Here is a 22,159-nt window from a genome sequence, read left to right as displayed (position 1 = left end):
TCCATTTCACTAAAGGTTTACAACAGTTTTCAACGATACTTAGAAGGCTGTGGATACTCCCTTAAACCGTAGGCAAGCGCCAGTTATAGCGTACCGATAAGATGCGAAAGGTACTGATGACCACCACAGATACGCCCTCTGCAATTTGAGGTTCAACAACAGGTTTCAGCAGGATGTAACAGATACCGCCGGTGATGCAGGGTATGGCATACAGCTCTTTATGGAACAGAACGGGGATGTGATTGAGCAACATATCGCGCAGCACACCGCCAAAGCAGCCGGTAATAGTACCTAAGGCAATGCAGATACCGGGGTTAAGGTTAATGGCCAGTCCTTTTTGTATACCGATGATAGTGAACAGCCCGAGGCCCAGAGCATCAAACACCAGCAGCGTAATTTTTAAATTACTTACGTGATTTTTAAAGCCAATAGTGATGGCCGTGGTAGCGAGGATGATGAGCGGAACACTCAGGTCGCGCATCCAGGCTACGGGTGTATTGCCAATGAGTACATCGCGCAGGGTACCGCCGCCTATTGCTGTCACAAAACCGATGATGAGCACACCGAATGCATCCAGCTTCTTCTGCATGGCAGAAAAGGCTCCCGACACGGTAAATGCCATGGTCCCCAAGATCTCAATAACGGCCGAAAAACTCAGATGCATAATTGTAATGCAAACCTAAACTTTTATCCCGAAAATCCATTCGCTTTGCATTTACAGCGCAGATACCCTATCATTGCGAAATATTATCTACTGTACTACAATATCATGACTCAACAAAAAGGATTTACCACTACCCTGCTTCATGCCGACCGTTTACGCAAACCCGAATTTGGCGCATTACACCAGCCTATTCATACTGCCGTAACCTGGGGTTTTGATGATGTGCAGGACCTGGTAAATGTGTTCCAGAATAAAGCTAAGGGCTTTGCTTACTCGCGCCAGGGCAACCCAACTACGGCTGCTTTAGAGAGCAAGGTAACCTTTATGGAAAAAGGCATTGCCACTGTTAGTTTTGCTACCGGCATGGCGGCCATTACCGGAACCATTTTAGCTTTAGTGAAAGAGGGTAGCCATATTGTGGCCAGCTCTTTCCTGTTTGGCAACACCCGCAGCGTGTTGACCACTTTTACAGAGATGGGTATCGATATCAGCTTTGTTGATGCTACCGATGCCGAAAATGTAAAGGCTGTCTGCAAACCTAACACCTGCATGGTATTGGTAGAAACCATTGCTAACCCTGCCACCCAAATAGCCGACCTGGAAGCGATAGGTAACCTATGCGAAGAAAAAGGACTGATATACGTGGTGGACAATACCATGACCTCGCCATATATTTTTACGCCCGCCGATGTAAAAGCATCGCTGGTAATAAACTCGTTAACCAAATACATTGGCGGCCATGGCAATGCCCTTGGTGGCGCGGTTACTGATACCGGCCTGTTTAACTGGGATGCTTACGCCGGTATTGCCGAAGTGTTGCGCCAGCAGATAAAACCCGAATTGTTAGGCATTACCCAGATCCGTAAACGCGGCCTGCGCGATGGTGGTGGCACTTTGGCTCCAGAGGCTGCCCACAACATCTCTGTAGGTGCCGAAACACTGGCCCTGCGCCTTGAACGCTCATGCGGCAATGCACAAGCATTGGCCGAATATCTTAACAGCCATGAACTGGTTGATAAAGTTTATTATCCCGGTTTAACAGATCATCCGCAGCATGAGCTATCTAAAAAGCTGTTCCGGCTGCATGGTGGTTTAATGAGCTTTGCTTTGAAGGATGGTGTGGATGTATTTGCCTTCCTGAATAACTTAGAGGTGGTGATAAAAAGCAGTAACCTTGGCGATACCCGCACCCTGGCTATCCCGGTTGCCCAAACCATTTTCTTTGAACTGGGTGCCGAGCGCCGTGCCGAAATGGGCATCCCCGAAGGGATGATCCGCCTCTCAGTAGGTATCGAGGACCGCGAAGACCTGCTGAATGATTTTAAAAAGGCTTTTGAAGCGGTTGCATAATTAGATCTCTTATTTCATTGCCGTCGGCTTTAGCCGACGGAACATTGAATATACAAGATGGCTTCAGCCGAACCTCTCATTTGGATTTTGGCTGAAGCCATTCTCTTATATGATGGCACCGTTGGCTGAAGCCAACGGCAATGAATGCTTTTGAATGCGAACAATACAGCAGCCGGCTGGTTTATTTATAAACCGCGAAGGCAATGGAGAGATTCGATCTGCATATCAAATACAACAAACAGGACCTGGCGCTTGAGGTAAAAGAATACCTGCATCACAGCCATCAGCGCTGCAAAATTGAGGTTTATCAGGATAATAAACTACTGGTAAGCTTTAACCCCGATGACCATGAAACGTTATCTCTTTGCCAGAACCCAGGCGCATTGGATAATAAACTGGTGCATTTAATAGCTGATAAAATTGAAGAAAAGATAGATTGGCTGGGATGATAATAAAAACGTCATTGCGAGAAGGCGTAGCCGACGTGGCAATCTCTTTAGGTAGGTCCTACATGTATTGCAGTACAATTGTCCTAAAGAGATTGCTTCGTTCCTCGCAATGACGTGTAGGAAAAAAGAAACAGAGAAGCCCACGCAAATGCGTGGGCTTAATTGTTATAAAACCTTTGTCATTGCGAGGAGCGACAGCGACGCGGCAATCTCCTCGCGTTCTTAGCATGCGAAGAGATTGCGACGCTACGCTCGCAATGACATATTGATATCACTATCTTTTACAACTCCCCTGCACCCGGCTTCTCCGCCAATGCCTTTACCATTTCATCAGCAACAGGATCGGCAGACGGGCCGTAGCCATTAACCAGTACGCCTTTCATCTGGTATTTCTCTGATGAGATAGCGTAAACAATGGCTTCATCATCGGGGTTCGAGTCGCCTTCAAAGCGGTAGTGTTTATCCACCACAAATTCTTCGGGGTGTAACTGCATTTGGTTACCCGCACATTTAAGGCAGTTTTCATGCAGGTTAAAATCTTCGGTATAACCTTTTTCGCGAAGGTTGTTGATCACTTCGGTAACGGTGGTCATTGGTTTCATAGGGTATGAAATTGTGTTAGTTTTTGTTTATCTCGTAGCTGCTGTTTTGGTATGGCTATGCACTGGCACAGCTCCGCGCGATGTATTATCGCACTTACCCAGCAGCGTGTAAATGATGATAAAGATAACAATTGTAGACAAACACCCGCCACCCAGTTTTTTAGCACCCCAGGCAGCAATTAACGCACGGAAAAATTTGTTCATGCCCTTTTAACACCGAAATGGTGTATTGGTTTGAGGTGCAATTCGTGGAAATTGGAAAAATGGTGAAAACGCGAGAATAGTTGGCTCACCCCGACATCGCTGGCGCTCGTCGACCCTCTCTTCGCTACGCGAAAAGAGGGTAAGAAAAATCCTTCTTTCTCTTTACCCTCTTTGCTGCCTGCAGCAGAGAGGGTGGTCCAGCGTAGCGTAGCCCGGGCGAGTAAACTATAATATTTCCATAGCGTAAACTTACAACGAGAATCTATCCTTATCAGATATTACACCAATACGTCCACTTAATAGTGAGTTGCCTGTTCTTAATGGTAAACGGTGAAGGGATAGAGTTATCGCCATACACAATAAACAGGTCTGATGCCGGTTTGTAGCGCCACTGCAGCCTGCTGTTGATGTTCATGTTCCGCGCCTGGTCGTTGTACTGCACAAAAGTGGTAAAGTAAAGTGTATTGGTGAAGGTAACATCCGCCCGCGGACCAATCAGCCAGAACTTATTACGCCCGTAAGGCGCAGGTAAATGCAGATCATTATACGAGGCGTTCACCAGCAAATTCACATACGGCTGAAAGCGGTAACCTATTTGCCCTATCAGTGTATTTTTGGTGCCGTTATCGTAGTATCCGCCACGCGCAGCCTCAACTAAGTAAGTGAACACACTTTGCGGCTTTGATGCGTATTGTATATCGATGGTGTTCCAGTGATTTTTAAAACCCACGGGTAAAGAATCTTTGCGGGTATTGGTTGGATCGAATGGTTGCAGCAATTTCACGTAGTCGTCGAGGGCTGATACGGTGAGCGTGGCCCGGTTACGAAAGGTAATGAGATAGCTCAGGATGGTCTCGTTATCTGTTGGTTTGTAGCTTTCATCAAAGAAATAGGTACCACTTATCTGCGGGCCGTGCGAAAGAATGATACCGCTCTTTGGTAAAAAGTTATGCTGTAATATCGGCGCCAGTTTGTTGTAGCCTTTGCGCGGCACGTAGCCCGATTCGGCATTGTAGTTTCTGCCTACATACTGTTGTTGCAGGGCAATGGTCCAGTATTTACTGAGGTACTGCAGGTTGGCCGCCTGCACATAATCGTGCCCCTTCAAACCCGGACTAAATGATTTCAGTCCCAAAAATTTACCCGTCCACTGGTTGTTCGATGATGCCAGGTTGTATTCTAAACCAATGTTGCGGTTGTAGGCAGAACCTTTGCTTCCCTCGACAGGTGCACTCCCTGTAGCATCTTTATTAACGAACATGATACCGATGTTTGATCGCGAGAACACCCTGCGTTGCAAGGTTACCACGCCAAAGTTTTGCCCCGCCAGGTTATCAGCGCTTGATTGGCCCGTCTGGATATCCATTACCCCTACGCGCCAGTTCTTGTCTATCTTACCTGTAAGCCTGGCTCCACCACGGATAGGCGCATTCAAACCCACCCTGCGCGAGAAGAACGGACGGATATCGGCATAACCAAAATTGGCAAAAAGGTCGCCGTTCTCTAAAAAGAACTGCCTTTTCTCGGGGAAGAACAACTCGTACCTGTTCAGGTTGATCACCTGTTGGTCTACATCCACCTGCGAAAAATCGGGATTAACCGTAAGGTCGAGGTTGAGGGATGAGGTAAGGCCTATCTTCACGTCGCCACCTATCTCTTTGCGCCAAACGGCGTCTTTGTTGTGTTCAAAATCTTTGGTGATACCACCCAGTGCATAAGGGATCAGCGAGATGTTGTGCGTAGCCACGGGCGGCGCTTCGTCCCAAACCAGGGTACCGGTATAAGCCAGCGCTGCTGTAGGGAACTGCCTTGGCACAGGTGCCCATGCCGATTTCTCGGTGGTCTTCAGATCGTTCCGGCTAAAGTTGATACCCCACTCTTTGATACCTTTTTTGTAGCGAATGCTTTTGAAAGGTATAGCTGCCTCAAAAACCCATTTATCAGGATAATTTTTCACTACCGAATACCATTTGTTATCCCAACTCAAATCAACCTTGCTGCCTTCAAACATGATACCGTCCCATTGCGCACCAACAGCGTTGGCTCCAAAGGTGAAACCATCCGTACGGGCATCAAACGGATCCATAAAAAAAATGAAGTTATCGTTCTTCAGGAAACTAAAGTCCCGCTTCAGCGACTCTACCATATAGCCCGGCGTAGGCGTGTAACAAACTGCCGATATGTAAAAATTATTATCGTCATAAGCCGTACGCACAATGGTTTTCAAATTGGCGTAGCTGGTATCCATGGGTAATACCATGTAAAATTGCTGGGTGCTATCGGCGTTAAGCCAATCGCTCTCATCAAGCAAACCATCAATTTTTATGGGAGATTGCACACGTTTTATGTGCAGCTGGTAATTGGCGTTCTTTTTTTGCGCAAAGGCGACGCTACAAAGCATAACAAAGCCCAGCAGCAGCAACGTTTTAAGTTTAGTCAATTGGTATGGGTAAAAATGTGAGATAATACCAACGCCATTGTGTAGGCGCTACACAATAATATACATAATACTGTAAACTACCTAATTGCGCTGCACACCTTTTAAATCATTATTGGTTATTGTTACATTGCATAAAATTCCAATACCCAATACCCCTATGAGCACCCTGCAGCAAACTTTTGGCAATATTGATATATACCTGTTCGACCAGCTGTTGAAAGGCCGGTTTGATGATTGCAAGAACATCCTTGATGCAGGCTGCGGCGGTGGCCGAAACATCATTTATTTTCTGCAGAATGGTTTTAATGTTCATGGTATCGACCCGGATACAAGGGCTGTAGAGCAGGTGAAACAATTAGCCGCCCAACTGGCGCCAAACCTGCCTGCCGGTAATTTTAAAGTTGCCCCGGCAGAAGAGTTGCCATTTGAGGATAACACCTTTGACCTGGTGATGAGCAGTGCCGTGCTGCATTTTGCTAAGGATAATAACCACTTTGATGCCATGCTACGTTCCATGTGGCGGGTGCTTAAACCTGGTGGCTATTTCTTCGCCCGACTGGCATCAGACATCGGCATTACCGATAAGGTACAGCACCTGGGCAACAGCCGTTATGTACTGCCCGATGGTTCGCAACGTTTTTTGGTGGATGAAGAGATGCTGATGGAGTACACCGTTGACCTGGGCGCTGAATTATTTGAGCCGATAAAAACCACCAACGTACAGGGCCTGCGCTGCATGACCACCTGGTGCCTGCGCAAAACAGCACAACAGCAAAAGCCAACTCCAGCACACAAGCCGGTAAATAACCTGTTTTAAGTTATTGCTTTAGCCATTGCAGGTCGCATTCCAGGTTCTTATCCCAGTTACCCGTGCGGGCGGCGGCATCATAGGTAGATTGCATAAATTGAAGCAATACTTCTTCAGGGTTATCTGATTGCTGAACGGCTTCGTACGTTAGCAAAAACTCGCCCATTTCACCGCTGTAAAATGCCTGCGGCGGCAATACTTCCTGCTTGGCAAAATCATCTGGGGTTGGGTAGCAGTACGAATAAAACGATGGCTGCGGGAAAGCCTCGCTGCCCGGCCAAAAGCCGCATGAACTTACCTCGTGCGAGTAAGCTTCCTGCATTACCTCAACCGGCATATTTGGAGCACCACCCGGATGCTGCGGCGCTGTACGCCCGCTGAACCTTGTAACCGCCAGATCAAACGCGCCCCAAAAGAAATGCACCGGGCTGCATTTTCCCAAAAAGCCCGCCCTAAAACGGGTAAATACATTATTGATGCTCACCAAAGCCTGCCACAAAGTATGCATAGCCTCGGGGTTGTAAGTGCACGGGGCGGTATTCTCCGCAAACGGGATAGCTGTTTCCAGTTCGTTTGGTACGGCATATATCTCCACATCTACCCCTACGGCTTTCAGCTTATCCATCAGCGTATGATAAAAACCGGCAATGGTGGTAGCCCCTAAAGCCATAGTACATTTGCCGCCTGTACTGGTGGTGATACAAAGCTGATGACCTATCAGATCCAGATCTATCTGGAAAATGCCATCCTTATAAGGGATGCTGCCGGTAGTTAAGCCGGTTGCACTTACGTATAGCGTTACCTGCCAAGAGTGGTTTATCCACGGCGATTTCTTTAAACGCACCTTACCGATGATCTGCGTCCACATGTGTACGGTAGCAATGGTATCTTTCAGATAATGAAAATCAAGAACGGGCCAGTTGTGGGGTAATTTGCTCATAATGATAATACAAGCGAGGGGTAGGAATTGTTGATAGCCCCCTCTAAATCTCCCCCGATAAGGAAGACTTTAAGAACCATGTCATTGCGAGCGATAGCGTGGCAATCTCAGAGGACAAACACGCTGACCTGTCACGTCGCTGTCGCTCCTCGCAACGACATAACCTTATTGAATATCATTTCGAACGAGGGACGAGGAGAAATCTTGTTATTAATGCTAAGCAAGCCGCTTGTCTTACCGAACAGGATTTATCTTCGATGAGCTCCACTTCGTTCCGGTTCTCCTCGCTGTCGCTCGTTCGAAATGACAAATGTATTAAAGCCCCTCTCCTTTGGAGAGGGGTTGGGGAGAGGCACTAAAAAAGCAACGGGCCTTGCGGCCCGTTTACTTTCAGTTATAGTTAGCAGTTTAATAGTTTCAGATGCCGCGGGTAGATTCGAACTACCGTTAAAGGTTTTGCAGGCCTTCACCTATCCTCTCGGTCACGCGGCTTGGAGTTTTGCAGCCTTATTTGTTTGGCTGTGGCGTAGTACGCAGGTATGGTTTCACTTCTTTGAAACCTTTAGGGAACTTCGCCGGGATATCTTCTGTTTTTATGGATGGCAGCACCACTACATCCTCGCCGTCTTTCCAGTCGGCAGGGGTAGCAACGCTGTGGTAAGCAGTCAGTTGCAGGGAATCTATCACACGTAAAATTTCCTGAAAATTACGGCCTGTTGATGCCGGGTAGCTGATGATCAGTTTTATCTTTTTATCCGGGCCAATGATGAATAACGAACGCACCGTAGCGGTTAACGAAGCATTAGGGTGGATCATGTCATAAGCCTCAGAGATCTTGCGGTCTTCATCGCCAATGATCGGGAAGGTAACCTCAACGTTCTGGGTCTCGTTAATATCGCTTATCCAGCCCTTGTGCGATTCTACATTATCGGTACTCAAGGCCAGCACTTTTACGTTGCGCTTCTCAAACTCGTCTTTTAGTGCAGCGGTTTTACCCAACTCAGTAGTACAAACCGGTGTATAGTCAGCAGGGTGCGAGAAAAGCACGCCCCAGCCATCGCCAAGGTATTCGTACAGGTCAATTTCGCCTTTAGATGTTTGTGCCTTAAAGTTTGGGGCATCGTCGCCAATTCTTAAGCTCATGTTTTTAGTTTTTTAAGTTGAATATTTTAACAGCAATAAAATAAGCTGCTATCACCAAAATAGTTTCAAAAATGTATCCGGAAATGTGGAGAGAATAAGCTGCTACAGCGGCGGTTCTGCACCTTAATGCAGGTCGTTAAATCAGCTTATCTGTCTCTGTATCAATTCACAAAGCAGGAATTAGCACCTTTTACCATAGCGGTACAGGTTGCTAAGACTTCGCAGGGCCCTTCCCTCGGTCTTTCTGGATAAGTATGTTTAAAGAACGATTACAACACAAAGCTATAAATAAAAACTACAAAAATGGTAGTCTTTATTAAAATTATTGCATTTAGCTGAAAATGAGGTGAAAAAAATATTTTGGGCGTTTCCCTTTGGGTCGGGCTTTACGTTCATACGCCTGCCCCGAAGGGATGCCTATGGCACAGGCCTTAAGCGCCGGGCCGGTATCCACTTCAATCCCTAACGCAGTAAGGGGATTAGGCACACACGGCACGCGTGCGCCAGCGGGGGAAGATCACAGCTATTCCGTCATTGCGAGGAGCGACAGCGACGTGGCAATCCCCTACTTACAGAGCGGCTCAGCATAAAGAGATTGCTTCGTACCTCGCAATGACGTGTTGGGCGACAGACATAAAAATAAAGCGTCGATGCCACGACATCGACGCTTTATAAAATCCTTAAATCACTAAATCAAAAAAATCCGCGGTCCTACTTACCGTTTAGTTTTTTGATCAGCTCCACCTCTTCAGGTTTATACGCTGTACCATCCTTGCGGAAAATATCGTGGAACCACTCTTTAGGTTCGCCGCCGTTGGCCATTGGGGTATCCCATGCATAGATGGTGTTGGTTTTGCCTTCAACAAAACCCCAGTTAATGGCGCCTACTTTTTCTTTCTTCAGCATTGGCATCACCGTTTCAAAACGGCTGTTGCGGGTACGGGCCATGTATTCGGTACATATCAACGGCCTGCCGTGCGTTTTCAGCATCTGGATGGTTTTCAGGTGCGATGGTTCTTCGCTGTAATCATGGTAGGTGATCACATCTGAGTTAAGCGCCTGGTAAGTGTTTAGTTTCTCAAATGTCCAGTCCCACAGGCCAACAGATAAAGGCTGACTTGGGTTTACCGCCCTTGCCCAGCTAAAGGTTTTTACAAGCAGGTCCATAGAGGCTTCTTTTTTGTTAGAGTTTCCGGGTTCGTTGTAAAGGTCCCAAAGCAGGATGCGTTTATCGTTTTTAAAAGCCGTCATTACATCGGTAACGTAAGCTTTCAGCATGGCTTCCTGGCCGGGTTTACCCAGGCGGTTACCCGGATCCTGTAACCAGCCCGAGTTATGAATGCCTGTTTTTGGCGCAGGCTGTTTACCAATTTTGGCATCAGCGTTCCAGCAATCGTCAAAGAAAACAAAAAGGGTTTTTATGTGGTGTTTATCGGCGATGGCTAAATAATCGTTTACACGCTTTTTAAAGCCGGCTTTGTCCTGCTGCCAGGCAAGGCTATAAAGGAACACACGCATGGTATTAAAGCCAATGCTTTCGGCGTAGCCTAATTCTTTATCTATCGTTTTAGGGTCAAAGCTATCTGCCTGCCACATCTCTAACTGGTTGATGGCAGTTGCAGGGATATAATCGGCGCCGCTCATCCATTTATGTCCGGCGTACCAGGCATTAGCCTTAGCTGCCGACCATTGTTTGCCCACAGTAGCTTTTTGCGCCAAGGCGTTAACCGATACTGTGCCTAACAAAGCAGCAGCAAATACTTTAATAAGGGTGGTTTTCATTGATTTTTTATTGGTTACCGTAAACATAAATAAAAAATGTCAAAAATACATATACAAAAAAGAAGCAACATAAAGTTGCCTCTTTTACACTCTAAACATTAAGCTTACTGCACGCGTTTAAACGTTTGCCCCCCGCGCATATCCAGGAACATTGCAGTTACTTTACCGTTTTCCTCTTTAAAAATCACTCCAATCTGCGGGCCTTTCACAAAAAATTTATCGGTGGCCTCGGGTACCAGTTCTACTTCGTCCCCCCCGGGGGCAAGTGCCATTAATTTGCCTTCTTTAACTGATATCACCATTTTGGCGCCTTCCAACTCGTAGGTACCCGTGTATTTTTGCAAGGCATCGACAGATACCTCAATACCCTTTTTGCCGGTTTCTATTTCAAATGGCTCGTTAAAGGCTATTGAAGCCAGTGCCTTGTCCAGATGATGATCTACCGGTGGCAGCAAATTAGAAAGGAATATAACCGTGATGTCATCCTTACGGAACTTCATAAACTCGGCCATAAAGCCTTCTATAGAACCTGTATGCCCTGTTTTAGGATGTCCGTTATTCTCGCGCAACGTAAAACCTAAACCGTAGCCCGGTTTAACCGGCGTAAAAGCCAGCTCAAAACTTTTTGCTGATAGTATCTTATGCGCATCAATAGCCGTTGAAAATTTCAGCAGATCGCCAACGGTAGTGTACAGCGCGCCCGCGCCGGATGCAGCGTTGATGTTACCTGTCTCCATACGGGCAAGGTCCTGGGTCTTATCATCAATCATGTAACCCAGCGCAACATTAGCTGCCTTGCGGCCCTTATAATCGATACCGGTGTGCTGCATGCCTGCGGGTTTAAAGATCCTTTCGGTAAGTAGTTGCGCGTAGGGTTTGCCGCTTACTTTTTGGGCAATGTAACCTAATAGTATAAAGTTGAAGTTATTGTACTCAAAGCGCTCGCCGGGTGCAAACGCGCGGCCATCACTCTTAAAACTGCTTACCATTTGGGCAAGGTTACCATTGGTGTTTTGAATGTTTCCGCGGATGCCAGAGGTATGACTCAACAAATTTTTGAGTGTAATACTATCCCCACCCGCCACATTGTGGATATATTTACCCACTTTGTCATGAAGCGATAGTTTGCCCTGTTCTGCCAGCTGCAATACGGCAACCGCGGTAAACATTTTGGTTAATGAACCGGCACGAAACTCCGTCTGCAAATTGTTTAACCTGCCCTGCTCTTTATCGGCAAAGCCATAAGCTTTCTCAAAAACAATTTTGCCGTTTTTGGCTATCAGCGCATTGCCGCTGAATTGTTTATTACTGGTGTAGGTTGTTAGCAAGCTATCAGCTTTTTTAGCTATATCCTGCGCAGTTACTAATGCAGGCAAGGCCAGCATCAGCATTAATAATAATCTTCTCATTGTGATTTTTAAGTTTTGTTACAGTTTTGGATGATCTGCCCGAGCGTTTCATGCATTGCCTTTATCTGCGCCTCGCTTATGCCCTGCAAAGCGTGTTTACGGTTAGCAACAATAACTTTTTGCATCCTATTGAGTACTTCATGCGCGTTTTGTGTAAGTGTAAGCGTAAAACGCCTCCTATCCTGCGGGTGTATGGTGCGGCTCAAATACTGCTTTTTAACCAGTAATTCTATCATCCGCGTAAGCGATGCATAGTCTTTAAAAGTCATTTCGGCTATTTGCTGCTGGGGCATATCGGGGTTATCGTTTAGGGCTTTCAGCACCAGCCATTGGTCAACCGTTACATCAAAACCCTGGGCAGTAAGTTGCTGATGAGCATATTGCCTGTAAGTGCGTATGGCTTTATCAAGGCTGTAGAAAACAATTTCGTTCAGATTCTCCAAAATAATTTAATTTATTGATACAAATATAATTGATATATCAATATAATAAAATTAAAAAGTGATTAACAGCACAACGATATCTCCCAAAAGTTGTAAGCCTTTTAAGCGGGGCATATTATTCTCGTAAAATATATGGTATTTTTACCCGGTCTAAATTTTAATAACCTAACAGAAAAACTGTCGTATAAATGCGATACTGTTTAATGGTTTAATTTTCAGTTCAGTAGAGTGCAGAAGAGCGATTTTGAAAATAAACCAGCGGTTAAATATTATTGCCACAGTAAACTAATACTTTACTCGCGATAATTTAAAACAACATTTGGTTGTAAAAATCGAAGCTTAGCGGCTTTGGCATATTATTTATAATAACAAAGGCGTTATTGAATTGAAAATTATTGGTTATTGATTGCGTTAAATGAGTTTTACTGACGGACATACGTTTTCTGGCGAGAGCCTGTCTCATATCGCGCATTTAATCGATAATAAGGACATCGGCATTTGGGAATACAACACCGACACCAAGCAGGTGAAATGGTCGGCAGGGTTTTATGCCGTGCTGGGCTATACCCGGGGCGAGATAGAATGTTCGTACTCTTACTTCTTTGACCATCTGCTGTATTACCAGGATAAACAAACCTTTGTAAAAACCACTTATTCGCCAAGGCACGGCGGCCCACGTACAGCACATATAAGGTTGCTTACCAATAACAACGGCTACCAATGGTTTGAAAGCACTACACATCGCCGCGATACTTCTGAAGGGGTTGTGATGTATGGCATACTTATCAACATCAACGCTATAAAAATTGCCCAGGTTAAAACCGCCGAAAGCGAATTGCAGGCCCTTGAAATAGGCCGCATTGCCAAGATAGGCATCTGGGAAGTTGACAGCCGCAGCATGGAGCTAAAGTTTAGCCCCGAAGTTTACGATATTTTTGAGCTGAATAACCATATAAAACTTAGCGTGCCCGAGGCTATTGAGTTTTTTATGCCGGCTTACCGCCCAATGATTGAGGAAGCAGTTAACCAGGCGCTTACGCTGTGTAAGCCTTATGATATTGAGGTAGAGTTTCGTACTGCCAAAAACAACATCATATGGGTTAAGTGTAAAGCGGTGCCTGTTTTAGACGAGTATGGCCGGTGCGAGACAGTACGCGGCACTTTCCAGGATATTGATAACGTTAAACGACGTGGCCTTAGCCTGCAATCGTCCATCAACTTATTGGATGATCAGAACAAGCGCTTACAAAACTTCGCTTACATTGTATCGCATAACCTACGCTCGCATGCGGGGAACCTGAAATTTATGGTTGAACTTTTTGAAGAAAGTCAACTTGCTGAAGATCGCACAGAAATTTTTCAGCACATAAAAACTATAAGCGGTAGCCTTAGTGCTACCATGGGGCACCTGGACGAGATAGTAAAGATACAGGCCGAGATATCAAAAGGCACCAAGTTGGTTGAATTTGAAAAGATATTCGCCAACGTAGAATCTGCCCTGCAAACAAATATTAGTGCCACCGAAGCTGAAATTAATACCAATTTTAGCCAGGCACCCGTAATTAATTATGTACCGGCCTACCTGGAAAGCATATTGCAGAACTTTTTAACCAACGCCATAAAATACCGCCACCCGGATAGGCAACCAATTATCAACATCACCACTTATAAGGATGGCAACAACATTTACCTGATATTTGAAGATAACGGCCTGGGTATTGACCTGCAGCGGCATGGCGAACAGCTGTTTGGTATGTATAAAACCTTCCATCAAAACTCCGATTCAAAGGGCATTGGCCTTTTCATGACCCGTAACCAGGTTGAAGCATTAGGCGGTAATATTGCCGTAGAGAGTACCGTTAACGTGGGTACAAAATTTACCATCAAGCTGGTATAAATACGGCTTTCTTCACCCGCACAACCTGTGTGAGTAAACCTTTGGAAACATCTCTTTACCATTAACCGTAAACATTGGCATAAAATTTACAGTATCAGTGGTATAGATTACCAATAAGATGAGCAGCGAAACCAAATTTGTGACAGCGGGGATTGTGGATGATGATAAGATCTTTACCTACGGTTTCAGAAAATTAACGGGCATAAAGGGCCTTTTTAACGAAATACTGGATTTTAGCAATGGCCAGGAAGCGATAAATTATCTCACAGACCCTATAAATAGCCAACACCTACCCGACGTTTTGTTTGTAGATATCAACATGCCGATAATGGACGGATGGGAATTTAATGATGCATTTGGGGAAATAAAATCCCAGCTACCCAAACCCATAAAGCTCTACAACATAAGCTCTTCTATTGACCTGGAAGATATTAACAGGGCAAAAAAAAATCCGCTCGTGGCGGATTATCTTTTAAAGCCTTTGGATGAAAGTTATCTTACCGAGATATTCCATAACCTGCAACATCCCGGCGATCAGCTTAAGTATAATTAAGCTTAATCTTTTGTAAACGTTTGTTTGTATTTGAAAGGCCCCTGATAGTCTTCGGTCAATTCAATTTTTCCATTTTTACGGGTAATTGAATAGGTATGAGTTGATGAGGCGCCTGTTTCCTGGATCTGAATCTGATTATTACTGAAACTCCAGATAAAATACTGTGTTTCCCTTGGGCTTAAGCTCCATTTTACAGAGGCCGACGGGTCTGACAGGTTACAAACATCGTTGCTTAAATAAGATGAGGTGGCTGTGTTATCCTCGCGCAACGTAAATTTCAAATTACGCATACAAGGCTTACTGTTGCTGTTTACTTCTAATAATAGGTTATCACTCTCTCCGTATCCTGTGTAAGCTGTTAAAGAATACTGGCCAACAAGATCGTTATGTTTAATTGAATTGTCCTTTTTACAGGCCGAAAACGCAAGCGTAAAAAGTAATAGTGATAGGGGTAAGGTTTTTTTCATACCCCTAATATAATTACTCAATATAGCTTTCCAAAATTTTGAAACCCGATGTGGTTTTCAACTCTACTTTATCAATAGTTTTTGGGAGCAGGATACAATCGCCCATTTTTACGGGGTAAGCTAAATCATTGTGCTTAAGCGTGTACTCTCCTTCAACACAAACGTGTATCACAAACGAATCCAGGTTTGAGTAATCCTTCTCTGTTCCGTGCGTTGCATCCAGTACGTTAGTAGTGAAGTAAGGGCAGCTTACCACGTGTACGGTCTCATCTTTTTGTGGCTGGTAGATGGTTTTGTACTCATCGTAGTGTTTGTAATCAATAGCAGCCAAAGCCTCTTCGGTATGCAGTTCGCGTCTGTTGCCTTTATCGTCAACACGGTCAAAATCGTAAATGCGGTAAGTAATGTCTGATGTCTGTTGAATTTCGGCGATCAGCAAACCTTTACCAATGGTGTGCACACGGCCTGCAGGTAAAAAGAACACATCGCCCGCCACAGCTTCTTCGCGATTAAGGATATCCATAATATGACCGCTGTTTAATGCGTCGACATATTTTTGCTCATCCATTTCCTGGTTAAAGCCGGTGATCAGGGTCGATCCTTTATCAGCCTCGATGATGTACCACATTTCGGTTTTACCGAATGAGTTGTGGCGTTTCTTGGCCAGTTCATCATCAGGGTGAACCTGCACACTCAGATCATCATTGGCATCGATGAATTTAACAAGCAATGGGAAAGTATTACCAAAGTGTTTGTACACCTTCTCGCCTACCAAATCCGCCTGATATTGTTCAAGCAGGTCAGCCAACGACTGGCCTTTAAGTTCGCCGCTGTCAACTACCGATACATCAGATTTAACGCCTGATATTTCCCAGGTTTCGCCGCAGTTTGGCAGGTCGCCGATGTTTTTGTGTAAGTAAGTTTCAATTTTATGGCCGCCCCATATTTTATCTTTAAATATGGTTTTAAACTTTAGCGGGTATAATGGAGTTGACATGGTAGTTGGTTTTTTGTTTATTGGCGGCTAAGTTATGGATTTTAAAGAACCCATGATAAGGATATAAATAATTTGTAGTGCGTCGTGTAGTGGAGCATTAAAAAGCAACCAAGGCGTCATTGCGAGGTACTAAATGCAAATAAGCTAAACCACAAAAAAGCCCGGTCTGCAATGCAAACCGGGCTTTTTATTTTAAACAAACCGGATGATTATTTACCCAGTTTTGCTTTCAAGTTCTCGTCAATAGCTTCCAAAAACTCTTCGGTGTACAGGTAATCGGTACCGTGCTCAACCTTAGGTTTAATGGTGATAGCTAAGTCTTTGGTCATTTTACCGCTTTCAACAGTTTCTATACATACCTGCTCTAAAGCATGGCAGAAATCGATCAGTTCCTGGTTGTTATCCAGTTTACCACGAAACTCTAAACCACGGGTCCATGCAAAAATAGATGCAATTGGGTTGGTTGAAGTTGGGCGGCCTGCCTGGTGCTCGCGGTAGTGGCGGGTTACGGTACCGTGTGCAGCTTCGGCTTCCATAACGGTACCGTTAGGGGTAACCAAAGTAGAGGTCATTAAACCTAATGAACCAAAACCTTGTGCTACGGTATCAGACTGTACGTCGCCATCGTAGTTTTTACAAGCCCAAACAAAGTTACCGTTCCATTTAAGGGCCGATGCAACCATGTCGTCAATTAAACGGTGCTCGTAAGTAATACCGGCAGCGTCAAATTTAGCTTTATAATCGTTTTGGTAGATCTCTTCAAAAATGTCTTTAAAACGGCCATCGTATTTTTTAAGAATGGTGTTTTTGGTTGACAGGTATAAAGGCCAGCCTTTCATTAACGCCTGGTTGAAACATGCGTGGGCAAAACCTTTGATAGATTCATCAGTGTTGTACATTGTTAAAGCAACACCATCATTTTTAAAGTTAAACACTTCAAATGATTGTACTTCGCCACCATCCTCAGGGGTAAAGGTTACGGTAAGTTTACCTTTGCCTTTGGTTAAGAAATCGGTTGCGCGGTACTGATCGCCAAATGCGTGGCGACCAATGCAGATAGGCGCTGTCCAGTTTGGCACTAAACGAGGCACATTGCTCATCACAATAGGCTCGCGAAATACTGTACCATCCAGGATGTTACGAATTGTACCATTTGGCGACTTCCACATTTGTTTAAGGCCAAACTCCTCAACGCGCTGCTCATCAGGCGTAATGGTAGCACATTTTATACCTACACCATATTGTAATATAGCGTTAGCAGCATCAACAGTTACCTGGTCGTCGGTCTCGTCACGATACTCAATACCCAAGTCATAATACTTAATATCAAGATCAAGGTACGGAGTGATCAGTTTATCTTTTATAAACTTCCAGATGATGCGGGTCATTTCATCACCGTCCAGTTCAACAACCGGATTTGCTACTTTAATTTTCGACATCGTTTGTTATGTTTTTTATTTTTAACGGTTCCAAACATACATATTTTTTTATTTGGAAAAATTTATGGGCTTAACTAATTGAAAAAAGTTAACCGGCATTTATCCCAAATTGTTGGCAGCTTACGCAATAAACAAATACGCCTACTGCTATTACTCGTAAACAAATAATTAAGCTGTTTAAGCACATTTGCATATTGTTTTTTACGTTAAGGCTGTTACCTTTACAGTGTATTACCCTAATAAAAAGACCTTAGACCTATTTTATGATCAAATTGTTTCTCAAAAGCACCTTATTTACCCTGTTACTTTCAGCTATTACGGTAGTATCTAAAGCACAAATAGGTTACGATTATGCACAATATGACTTAGGTTTAGGTGGTGCATTTAACACGGTTTATGGTGATGCTGAATCTTTAAAAAGCACCCCATCAATTGCCGTTAGCTTTAATTATAACCAAACACCATACGCAAATTATATTTTCGAACTGCAAAGTGGCAACTTAGAGGGTGGTAGTATAACATCTGCAACAGGCCGGTATTTTAAAAATTCTTATACCGCTTTGGTTTTCAGGGGGCAGTTACAGGCCGGCGAAATTATGGATTATAGCGGCGGCGGTATTATGGGCGGTTTAAAAAACTTATACCTATCTACCGGTGTGGGTTACGTACTTAATGATATGAAGAAGATAAACCGCGAATCATACGTGTTGGAATATAACGATGGCACGCCTTTTTACACCGGCGGCCTCAACAAAAGCAACGAGCTTTATATACCGGCGCGCATTGGTTATGAGTTTAAATTTTTTAACCAATATAACCAGCCATCATTTAAACTTGACATTGGTTACCAATTAAATTTCGACCTTACTGATAACCTTGATGGTTTTACAGCGGGTAAAAACAAAGATGTATGGTCGCAGATAAGCATCAACCTTAAATTTGCTTTAGGTGGCGTAACCTCTTACCGTAAAACACTGTAGCCTTTGGCTTTTTTTGGCAGGGTTTTGGTTGATAATTACCTAAAATATCTAACCTATGATACCCAACGAACCAAACGACGAATTTGTAACGGATCCTGAAGATAACGATACAAATGACACCGCAGATACCGAGAACCTCAATTACGATGAGGAGCTTAACAGTTATGAGTATGATGTAAAAGGCGACGATGCTGATTACGACCATCCCGATCCGTATGACACTACGGCCAACAATGGCGATGATATCGACTCTACCTATGATGAGGCTAATCCTTACGATACAAAAGGCGAATACGATGCCGACCGCTCATTAGAAACCGATGCCGAATCATTAGGGATGCATATTGATAGCGGTAAGATCGTTCAACTGAACCCGCGCGACGAAGCTTTGGCTCATACCCCGGAAGACGACCGAGAAGATCTTGACGAAGAAGGCTATCCTAAAAACGATACACCTAAAAAATAAGAGGGCCATGTATCCTCAACAAAAAAGGGATGCTTTTTAAAGCATCCCTTTTTTGTATTAATCAAAATCAAGGTTAAACCTGTTTCTCAACTCCATTAGTTGCGGATTCTTTGCAGCCAGGTATTGAAATTTTTCTATCGCGGTATAGGGTTTGCGCACGGCGGTAACCTCTTCTACCTTTGAGTTTACTTCTAAACTAAAATTCTTTAAACTGCTGCGTAAAAAATTATGCAAATGCGCACGCTGCTCTCTAAAAGCATTCTCCTGCACTTTTGTAGATAAAACTACTTCAAATGTTTCGGGCCCTAAAACTTTGGGTGTAACATTGGTAAATATTGTGTAAAGGCCAACGGGTTTACCTTCTTTTTTAAGGTCGCCGCCATATTTTACCCATAGTTCTAAAAACTGGTCTATCGTGAAAGACTCCTTATCGGCACCTTTTAAATACGGGTCTTCTTCTTCAAGGGCGGCTTCCTCAACCTGTTTACCTAACTCTTTAAGCGATGGTATCTTAATAGATGAGGTTGAAGTGTGCACATTAGGCACAAATACTTTTGGTTTCTCAGTTGGGTTTTCAGTAACAGTTGCAGTTTGCGGAGCGCTCAATGAGGGTGTGGCCGCAACAGGTTGCGCTGATAATGAAGGCGTTGCTGCAGCCGGCTGCGGTGATTTCCCGGTGTTATAATTTACCGGAGCATCGCGCACAATGGCAACCTCGTCGGCCACTACAGGCTGTGCGGGAAGCGTATTTACTGAGGTATCAGGTTTTTTTTTTACCTCTCCGTTGGGAGCAGCTACATTATTGGCAGGCATACTTGCCATGCTAAAGACGGATTGCAGGTTACTCATCTTCAGTAAAGCCAGCTCTACCTGCAGCCGTTGGTTCTTGCTCTGCTTATAGCTGATATCGCATTGGTTGGCAATATTCATGGCCGATAACAGGAACGATACAGATGCCGCCTGCGATTGCTGCAAATACCTCGATTTTATGGTTTCGCTTACCTCTAACAACTTAATGGTAGCAGTATCTTTACCTACCAGCAGGTTACGCAAGTGTTCAGATAAACCAGAGATGAAATGCGCGCCATCAAATCCTTTTGATAAGATCTCATCAAAAAGTAACAGCGTTTGGGCGCTGTCTTCCTGTAAAAGCCTATCAGTAATATTAAAATAGTAATCGTAATCGAGAATGTTGAGGTTATCAATTACCGCTTTGTACGTAACCTTAGCTCCCGAGAAGCTTACTATCTGATCAAACATCGATAGTGCATCCCTTAAACCACCATCAGCTTTTTGGGCGATGATGTGCAGGCCGTCGTCCTCATAAGAAATGCTTTCTTTATTGGCGATGTTGGCAAGATGCCCCGCCATATCCTCTACCCTGATGCGGTTAAAATCAAAGATCTGGCATCGCGACAGGATGGTTGGCAGTATTTTATGCTTCTCTGTAGTGGCTAATATAAATATGGCGTAGTTAGGTGGTTCCTCAAGCGTTTTCAGGAAAGCGTTAAATGCCGCCTGCGATAGCATGTGCACCTCATCAATAATATACACTTTGTAGCGCGCCGCTTGTGGCGGTATGCGCACCTGATCTATTAAACTACGGATATCATCAACCGAGTTGTTTGATGCGGCATCAAGCTCATGTACGTTAAAGGAGTTACCGTTCTGGAAAGCACGACAGCTATCGCACTCGCCGCAGGCTTCACCATTGGGCTGCAAATTGGTGCAGTTAATGGTTTTTGCCAGGATACGCGCACATGTTGTTTTACCCACCCCACGCGGCCCGCAGAATAAAAATGCCTGCGCCAGCTGATTATTCTTAATAGCGTTTTTTAACGTATTAGTTATATGTTGCTGGCCAACAACGGTTTCAAACGTTGCCGGGCGATACTTACGTGCCGAAACAATAAAATTATCCACAGCCACTAAGGTAGCAAGAAAATGGCTTACCTGAAAGGCTTAAAACCCAAATGTGAGTAATTAGAAACGCCTCTTACTGCAGATCATCATCTGGCAGGTGATCATCATCCTCTGGATCTGGCTCGTTAACATCATCACCAACACGGATCTCGTGCAGATCATTACGCGATTCCATTTCGTCGTCAAAATCATCATCGTCCTCATCATCCCAACTACCTTCTTCGGGTTGGGCTTCCTCTGCAGGCGAATTTAAATTAAGATCATCGGCGAGGTTATCGTTATCATCATCTATGCTACTATCTTCATACGGGGTATGCATTAATACGATGGCATACTCAATGGCGCTGAATGCGTGGGGTTGGCAACTGTAATTCATGGCGATGTTGTTTGGTTAGATAAGGGCAAATAGTATGCCACGCACATTTGTAAAAATGCCTGTTTTGATATTTAACATTACTAAATATTGTGTTAACAATTAAAGTATACTTTAGATGCACCAAACCTTTACATGAAAATACTGATTGTTATAATTGCATTAATAGCAAGCGCCTTTTGTTTGTACGCCCAGGATACAATCCAATCAAAAATTGATACAAACGGCCTTAAAATACAAGTTAACACCAACCCCATCATATTTGCCGACCTGGGCTTCCTGGCAGGGCGCGATGTTATGCTTAGCTCTTCTATTAATTACCAATACAAGCGTAATCTTTTTATTTTGAGAGGAATTGCAACAAAAGGCGGCACCGAGCGCGTTGATATGCTACCCACCCCCGCTGTTGTACTTAAAAATAATTCAACCATGAGAGAAGTTGCTTTACTATACGGGCAACGCTTTATAAAAAACGGGGTTTCATTTAGCGCATCATTGGGTATATCATCAAATAGCGCTCATACTTTTTATAAAACACCGCTTGGAGCCTACGCCAACGTAACAAACTACTATGTAGGCATGCCTTATGAGTTCACTTTTATGTGGTTCAGGTCAAAAAAAAGGCCGTTCAAGCTACTTTTTCTCATCCCGGTTGGTAAACCCTCGGGCTTTGGCCCCAGCCTGGGTTTAAAATTTGCAGGCAGTATTTCAAAGTATAGCTTCTTCTCGGGCGGCCTGGTTTACGGCATTGGTTATCACAAGGCTTATTAACGTTTAAATTACTGCTGATAAACGTTTTGATAATAAATTTATTCTTTCTACATTTGCAG

22 protein-coding genes, 1 tRNA gene and 1 riboswitch are annotated in these 22,159 nt (G+C 44.3%); of the genes, 8 read left to right on the top strand and 15 right to left on the bottom strand.

What is annotated here, in order from left to right:
• Positions 1-61 precede the first annotated feature (61 nt).
• Positions 62-664 carry a trimeric intracellular cation channel family protein gene (locus D0C36_RS21890; protein WP_117393856.1) on the bottom strand — a complete coding sequence of 201 codons (603 nt, stop codon included), beginning with the start codon at positions 662-664 and terminating at the stop codon, positions 62-64.
• 105 nt (positions 665-769) lie between these two features.
• Between D0C36_RS21890 and D0C36_RS21885 the strand changes: the two genes are divergently transcribed.
• A complete protein-coding gene (locus tag D0C36_RS21885; protein WP_117393855.1) occupies positions 770-2,014 on the top strand; it encodes a cystathionine gamma-synthase family protein in 1,245 nt (414 codons plus the stop codon).
• A 203-nt stretch (positions 2,015-2,217) separates the two neighbouring features.
• The gene (locus D0C36_RS21880) at positions 2,218-2,463 is read left to right on the top strand and encodes a hypothetical protein (protein WP_117393854.1); all 246 of its coding nucleotides are present in this window, start codon (positions 2,218-2,220) and stop codon (positions 2,461-2,463) included.
• 281 nt (positions 2,464-2,744) lie between these two features.
• Here the strand turns inward: D0C36_RS21880 and D0C36_RS21875 are convergent, their stop codons facing one another.
• From D0C36_RS21875 to D0C36_RS21870, 3 genes are all read right to left on the bottom strand, one after another.
• On the bottom strand, positions 2,745-3,065 hold the full coding sequence (locus D0C36_RS21875) for a phosphoribosylpyrophosphate synthetase (protein ID WP_117393853.1): 321 nt from the start codon (positions 3,063-3,065) through the stop codon (positions 2,745-2,747).
• A 27-nt stretch (positions 3,066-3,092) separates the two neighbouring features.
• On the bottom strand, positions 3,093-3,269 hold the full coding sequence (locus D0C36_RS24725) for a hypothetical protein (RefSeq protein WP_199502111.1): 177 nt from the start codon (positions 3,267-3,269) through the stop codon (positions 3,093-3,095).
• Positions 3,270-3,540: 271 nt separating this feature from the next.
• Positions 3,541-5,709 carry a carbohydrate binding family 9 domain-containing protein gene (locus D0C36_RS21870; RefSeq protein WP_199502109.1) on the bottom strand — a complete coding sequence of 723 codons (2,169 nt, stop codon included), beginning with the start codon at positions 5,707-5,709 and terminating at the stop codon, positions 3,541-3,543.
• Positions 5,710-5,866: 157 nt separating this feature from the next.
• Here D0C36_RS21870 and D0C36_RS21865 point away from each other — a divergent pair, with 157 nt between their 5' ends.
• On the top strand, positions 5,867-6,526 hold the full coding sequence (locus D0C36_RS21865) for a class I SAM-dependent methyltransferase (protein WP_117393852.1): 660 nt from the start codon (positions 5,867-5,869) through the stop codon (positions 6,524-6,526).
• Position 6,527: 1 nt separating this feature from the next.
• Here D0C36_RS21865 and D0C36_RS21860 read toward each other — a convergent pair whose 3' ends face one another.
• The 6 genes from D0C36_RS21860 to D0C36_RS21840 all read right to left on the bottom strand — a co-directional run bounded on the left by D0C36_RS21860 (position 6,528) and on the right by D0C36_RS21840 (position 12,234).
• Positions 6,528-7,457 (bottom strand): DUF5996 family protein, encoded by a 930-nt coding sequence (locus tag D0C36_RS21860; protein ID WP_117393851.1) that lies wholly within the window; start codon positions 7,455-7,457, stop codon positions 6,528-6,530.
• 421 nt (positions 7,458-7,878) lie between these two features.
• Positions 7,879-7,949 (bottom strand) — tRNA-Cys (locus tag D0C36_RS24620).
• A 15-nt stretch (positions 7,950-7,964) separates the two neighbouring features.
• Positions 7,965-8,600 (bottom strand): peroxiredoxin, encoded by a 636-nt coding sequence (locus tag D0C36_RS21855; RefSeq protein WP_117393850.1) that lies wholly within the window; start codon positions 8,598-8,600, stop codon positions 7,965-7,967.
• 143 nt (positions 8,601-8,743) lie between these two features.
• Positions 8,744-8,855: riboswitch (SAM riboswitch) on the bottom strand.
• Between the two features lie 456 nt (positions 8,856-9,311).
• Positions 9,312-10,382 carry a glycoside hydrolase family 2 TIM barrel-domain containing protein gene (locus D0C36_RS21850; protein ID WP_117393988.1) on the bottom strand — a complete coding sequence of 357 codons (1,071 nt, stop codon included), beginning with the start codon at positions 10,380-10,382 and terminating at the stop codon, positions 9,312-9,314.
• Positions 10,383-10,486: 104 nt separating this feature from the next.
• Entirely contained in the window at positions 10,487-11,791 is a 1,305-nt protein-coding gene (locus tag D0C36_RS21845; protein WP_117393849.1) for a serine hydrolase, read from the bottom strand.
• Between the two features lie 8 nt (positions 11,792-11,799).
• Positions 11,800-12,234 carry a MarR family winged helix-turn-helix transcriptional regulator gene (locus tag D0C36_RS21840; RefSeq protein WP_117393848.1) on the bottom strand — a complete coding sequence of 145 codons (435 nt, stop codon included), beginning with the start codon at positions 12,232-12,234 and terminating at the stop codon, positions 11,800-11,802.
• A gap of 415 nt (positions 12,235-12,649) precedes the next feature.
• On the opposite strand from D0C36_RS21840, the gene D0C36_RS21835 reads away from it, so the two are divergent.
• Together D0C36_RS21835 and D0C36_RS21830 are read left to right on the top strand one after the other, a co-directional pair.
• Positions 12,650-14,131, top strand: coding sequence for a sensor histidine kinase (locus D0C36_RS21835; protein WP_117393847.1), 1,482 nt, complete (start codon positions 12,650-12,652; stop codon positions 14,129-14,131).
• A 118-nt stretch (positions 14,132-14,249) separates the two neighbouring features.
• A complete protein-coding gene (locus D0C36_RS21830) occupies positions 14,250-14,684 on the top strand; it encodes a response regulator (protein WP_117393846.1) in 435 nt (144 codons plus the stop codon).
• 2 nt (positions 14,685-14,686) lie between these two features.
• On the opposite strand, the gene D0C36_RS21825 is transcribed toward D0C36_RS21830, so the two are convergent.
• The 3 genes from D0C36_RS21825 to D0C36_RS21815 all read right to left on the bottom strand — a co-directional run bounded on the left by D0C36_RS21825 (position 14,687) and on the right by D0C36_RS21815 (position 17,587).
• Positions 14,687-15,151 carry a lipocalin family protein gene (locus D0C36_RS21825; RefSeq protein ID WP_117393845.1) on the bottom strand — a complete coding sequence of 155 codons (465 nt, stop codon included), beginning with the start codon at positions 15,149-15,151 and terminating at the stop codon, positions 14,687-14,689.
• Between the two features lie 13 nt (positions 15,152-15,164).
• The gene (locus D0C36_RS21820; RefSeq protein ID WP_117393844.1) at positions 15,165-16,148 is read right to left on the bottom strand and encodes a type I phosphomannose isomerase catalytic subunit; all 984 of its coding nucleotides are present in this window, start codon (positions 16,146-16,148) and stop codon (positions 15,165-15,167) included.
• A gap of 209 nt (positions 16,149-16,357) precedes the next feature.
• Positions 16,358-17,587: an NADP-dependent isocitrate dehydrogenase gene (locus D0C36_RS21815; protein WP_117393843.1), complete on the bottom strand. Its 1,230-nt coding sequence runs from the start codon at positions 17,585-17,587 to the stop codon at positions 16,358-16,360.
• A 263-nt stretch (positions 17,588-17,850) separates the two neighbouring features.
• Between D0C36_RS21815 and D0C36_RS21810 the strand changes: the two genes are divergently transcribed.
• Positions 17,851-18,567: a hypothetical protein gene (locus D0C36_RS21810; RefSeq protein WP_117393842.1), complete on the top strand. Its 717-nt coding sequence runs from the start codon at positions 17,851-17,853 to the stop codon at positions 18,565-18,567.
• A gap of 55 nt (positions 18,568-18,622) precedes the next feature.
• Positions 18,623-19,033 carry a hypothetical protein gene (locus D0C36_RS21805; protein WP_117393841.1) on the top strand — a complete coding sequence of 137 codons (411 nt, stop codon included), beginning with the start codon at positions 18,623-18,625 and terminating at the stop codon, positions 19,031-19,033.
• Between the two features lie 57 nt (positions 19,034-19,090).
• On the opposite strand, the gene D0C36_RS21800 is transcribed toward D0C36_RS21805, so the two are convergent.
• On the bottom strand, positions 19,091-20,956 hold the full coding sequence (locus D0C36_RS21800) for a DNA polymerase III subunit gamma/tau (protein ID WP_117393987.1): 1,866 nt from the start codon (positions 20,954-20,956) through the stop codon (positions 19,091-19,093).
• Positions 20,957-21,029: 73 nt separating this feature from the next.
• The gene (locus D0C36_RS21795) at positions 21,030-21,332 is read right to left on the bottom strand and encodes a hypothetical protein (RefSeq protein ID WP_117393840.1); all 303 of its coding nucleotides are present in this window, start codon (positions 21,330-21,332) and stop codon (positions 21,030-21,032) included.
• A gap of 132 nt (positions 21,333-21,464) precedes the next feature.
• On the opposite strand from D0C36_RS21795, the gene D0C36_RS21790 reads away from it, so the two are divergent.
• Positions 21,465-22,100, top strand: coding sequence for a hypothetical protein (locus D0C36_RS21790; RefSeq protein ID WP_117393839.1), 636 nt, complete (start codon positions 21,465-21,467; stop codon positions 22,098-22,100).
• The last annotated feature ends 59 nt before the right edge of the window (positions 22,101-22,159 follow it).

Origin of the sequence: Mucilaginibacter conchicola, assembly GCF_003432115.1 — a bacterium.
GTDB classification, from domain to species: Bacteria; Bacteroidota; Bacteroidia; order Sphingobacteriales; family Sphingobacteriaceae; genus Mucilaginibacter; species Mucilaginibacter conchicola.
The sequence above is the reverse complement of the archived record's forward strand: the minus strand, read 5'-3'. Positions and strand labels throughout refer to the sequence as shown.

Coding starts and splice junctions, on each gene's coding strand:
- D0C36_RS21890 (WP_117393856.1), bottom strand. CDS start 664: ATGCATCTGAGTTTTTCGGCCGTTATTGAGATCTTGGGGACCATGGCA.
- D0C36_RS21885 (WP_117393855.1), top strand. CDS start 770: ATGACTCAACAAAAAGGATTTACCACTACCCTGCTTCATGCCGACCGT.
- D0C36_RS21880 (WP_117393854.1), top strand. CDS start 2,218: ATGGAGAGATTCGATCTGCATATCAAATACAACAAACAGGACCTGGCG.
- D0C36_RS21875 (WP_117393853.1), bottom strand. CDS start 3,065: ATGAAACCAATGACCACCGTTACCGAAGTGATCAACAACCTTCGCGAA.
- D0C36_RS24725 (WP_199502111.1), bottom strand. CDS start 3,269: ATGAACAAATTTTTCCGTGCGTTAATTGCTGCCTGGGGTGCTAAAAAA.
- D0C36_RS21865 (WP_117393852.1), top strand. CDS start 5,867: ATGAGCACCCTGCAGCAAACTTTTGGCAATATTGATATATACCTGTTC.
- D0C36_RS21860 (WP_117393851.1), bottom strand. CDS start 7,457: ATGAGCAAATTACCCCACAACTGGCCCGTTCTTGATTTTCATTATCTG.
- D0C36_RS21855 (WP_117393850.1), bottom strand. CDS start 8,600: ATGAGCTTAAGAATTGGCGACGATGCCCCAAACTTTAAGGCACAAACA.
- D0C36_RS21850 (WP_117393988.1), bottom strand. CDS start 10,382: ATGAAAACCACCCTTATTAAAGTATTTGCTGCTGCTTTGTTAGGCACA.
- D0C36_RS21845 (WP_117393849.1), bottom strand. CDS start 11,791: ATGAGAAGATTATTATTAATGCTGATGCTGGCCTTGCCTGCATTAGTA.
- D0C36_RS21835 (WP_117393847.1), top strand. CDS start 12,650: ATGAGTTTTACTGACGGACATACGTTTTCTGGCGAGAGCCTGTCTCAT.
- D0C36_RS21830 (WP_117393846.1), top strand. CDS start 14,250: ATGAGCAGCGAAACCAAATTTGTGACAGCGGGGATTGTGGATGATGAT.
- D0C36_RS21825 (WP_117393845.1), bottom strand. CDS start 15,151: ATGAAAAAAACCTTACCCCTATCACTATTACTTTTTACGCTTGCGTTT.
- D0C36_RS21820 (WP_117393844.1), bottom strand. CDS start 16,148: ATGTCAACTCCATTATACCCGCTAAAGTTTAAAACCATATTTAAAGAT.
- D0C36_RS21815 (WP_117393843.1), bottom strand. CDS start 17,587: ATGTCGAAAATTAAAGTAGCAAATCCGGTTGTTGAACTGGACGGTGAT.
- D0C36_RS21810 (WP_117393842.1), top strand. CDS start 17,851: ATGATCAAATTGTTTCTCAAAAGCACCTTATTTACCCTGTTACTTTCA.
- D0C36_RS21805 (WP_117393841.1), top strand. CDS start 18,623: ATGATACCCAACGAACCAAACGACGAATTTGTAACGGATCCTGAAGAT.
- D0C36_RS21795 (WP_117393840.1), bottom strand. CDS start 21,332: ATGAATTACAGTTGCCAACCCCACGCATTCAGCGCCATTGAGTATGCC.
- D0C36_RS21790 (WP_117393839.1), top strand. CDS start 21,465: ATGAAAATACTGATTGTTATAATTGCATTAATAGCAAGCGCCTTTTGT.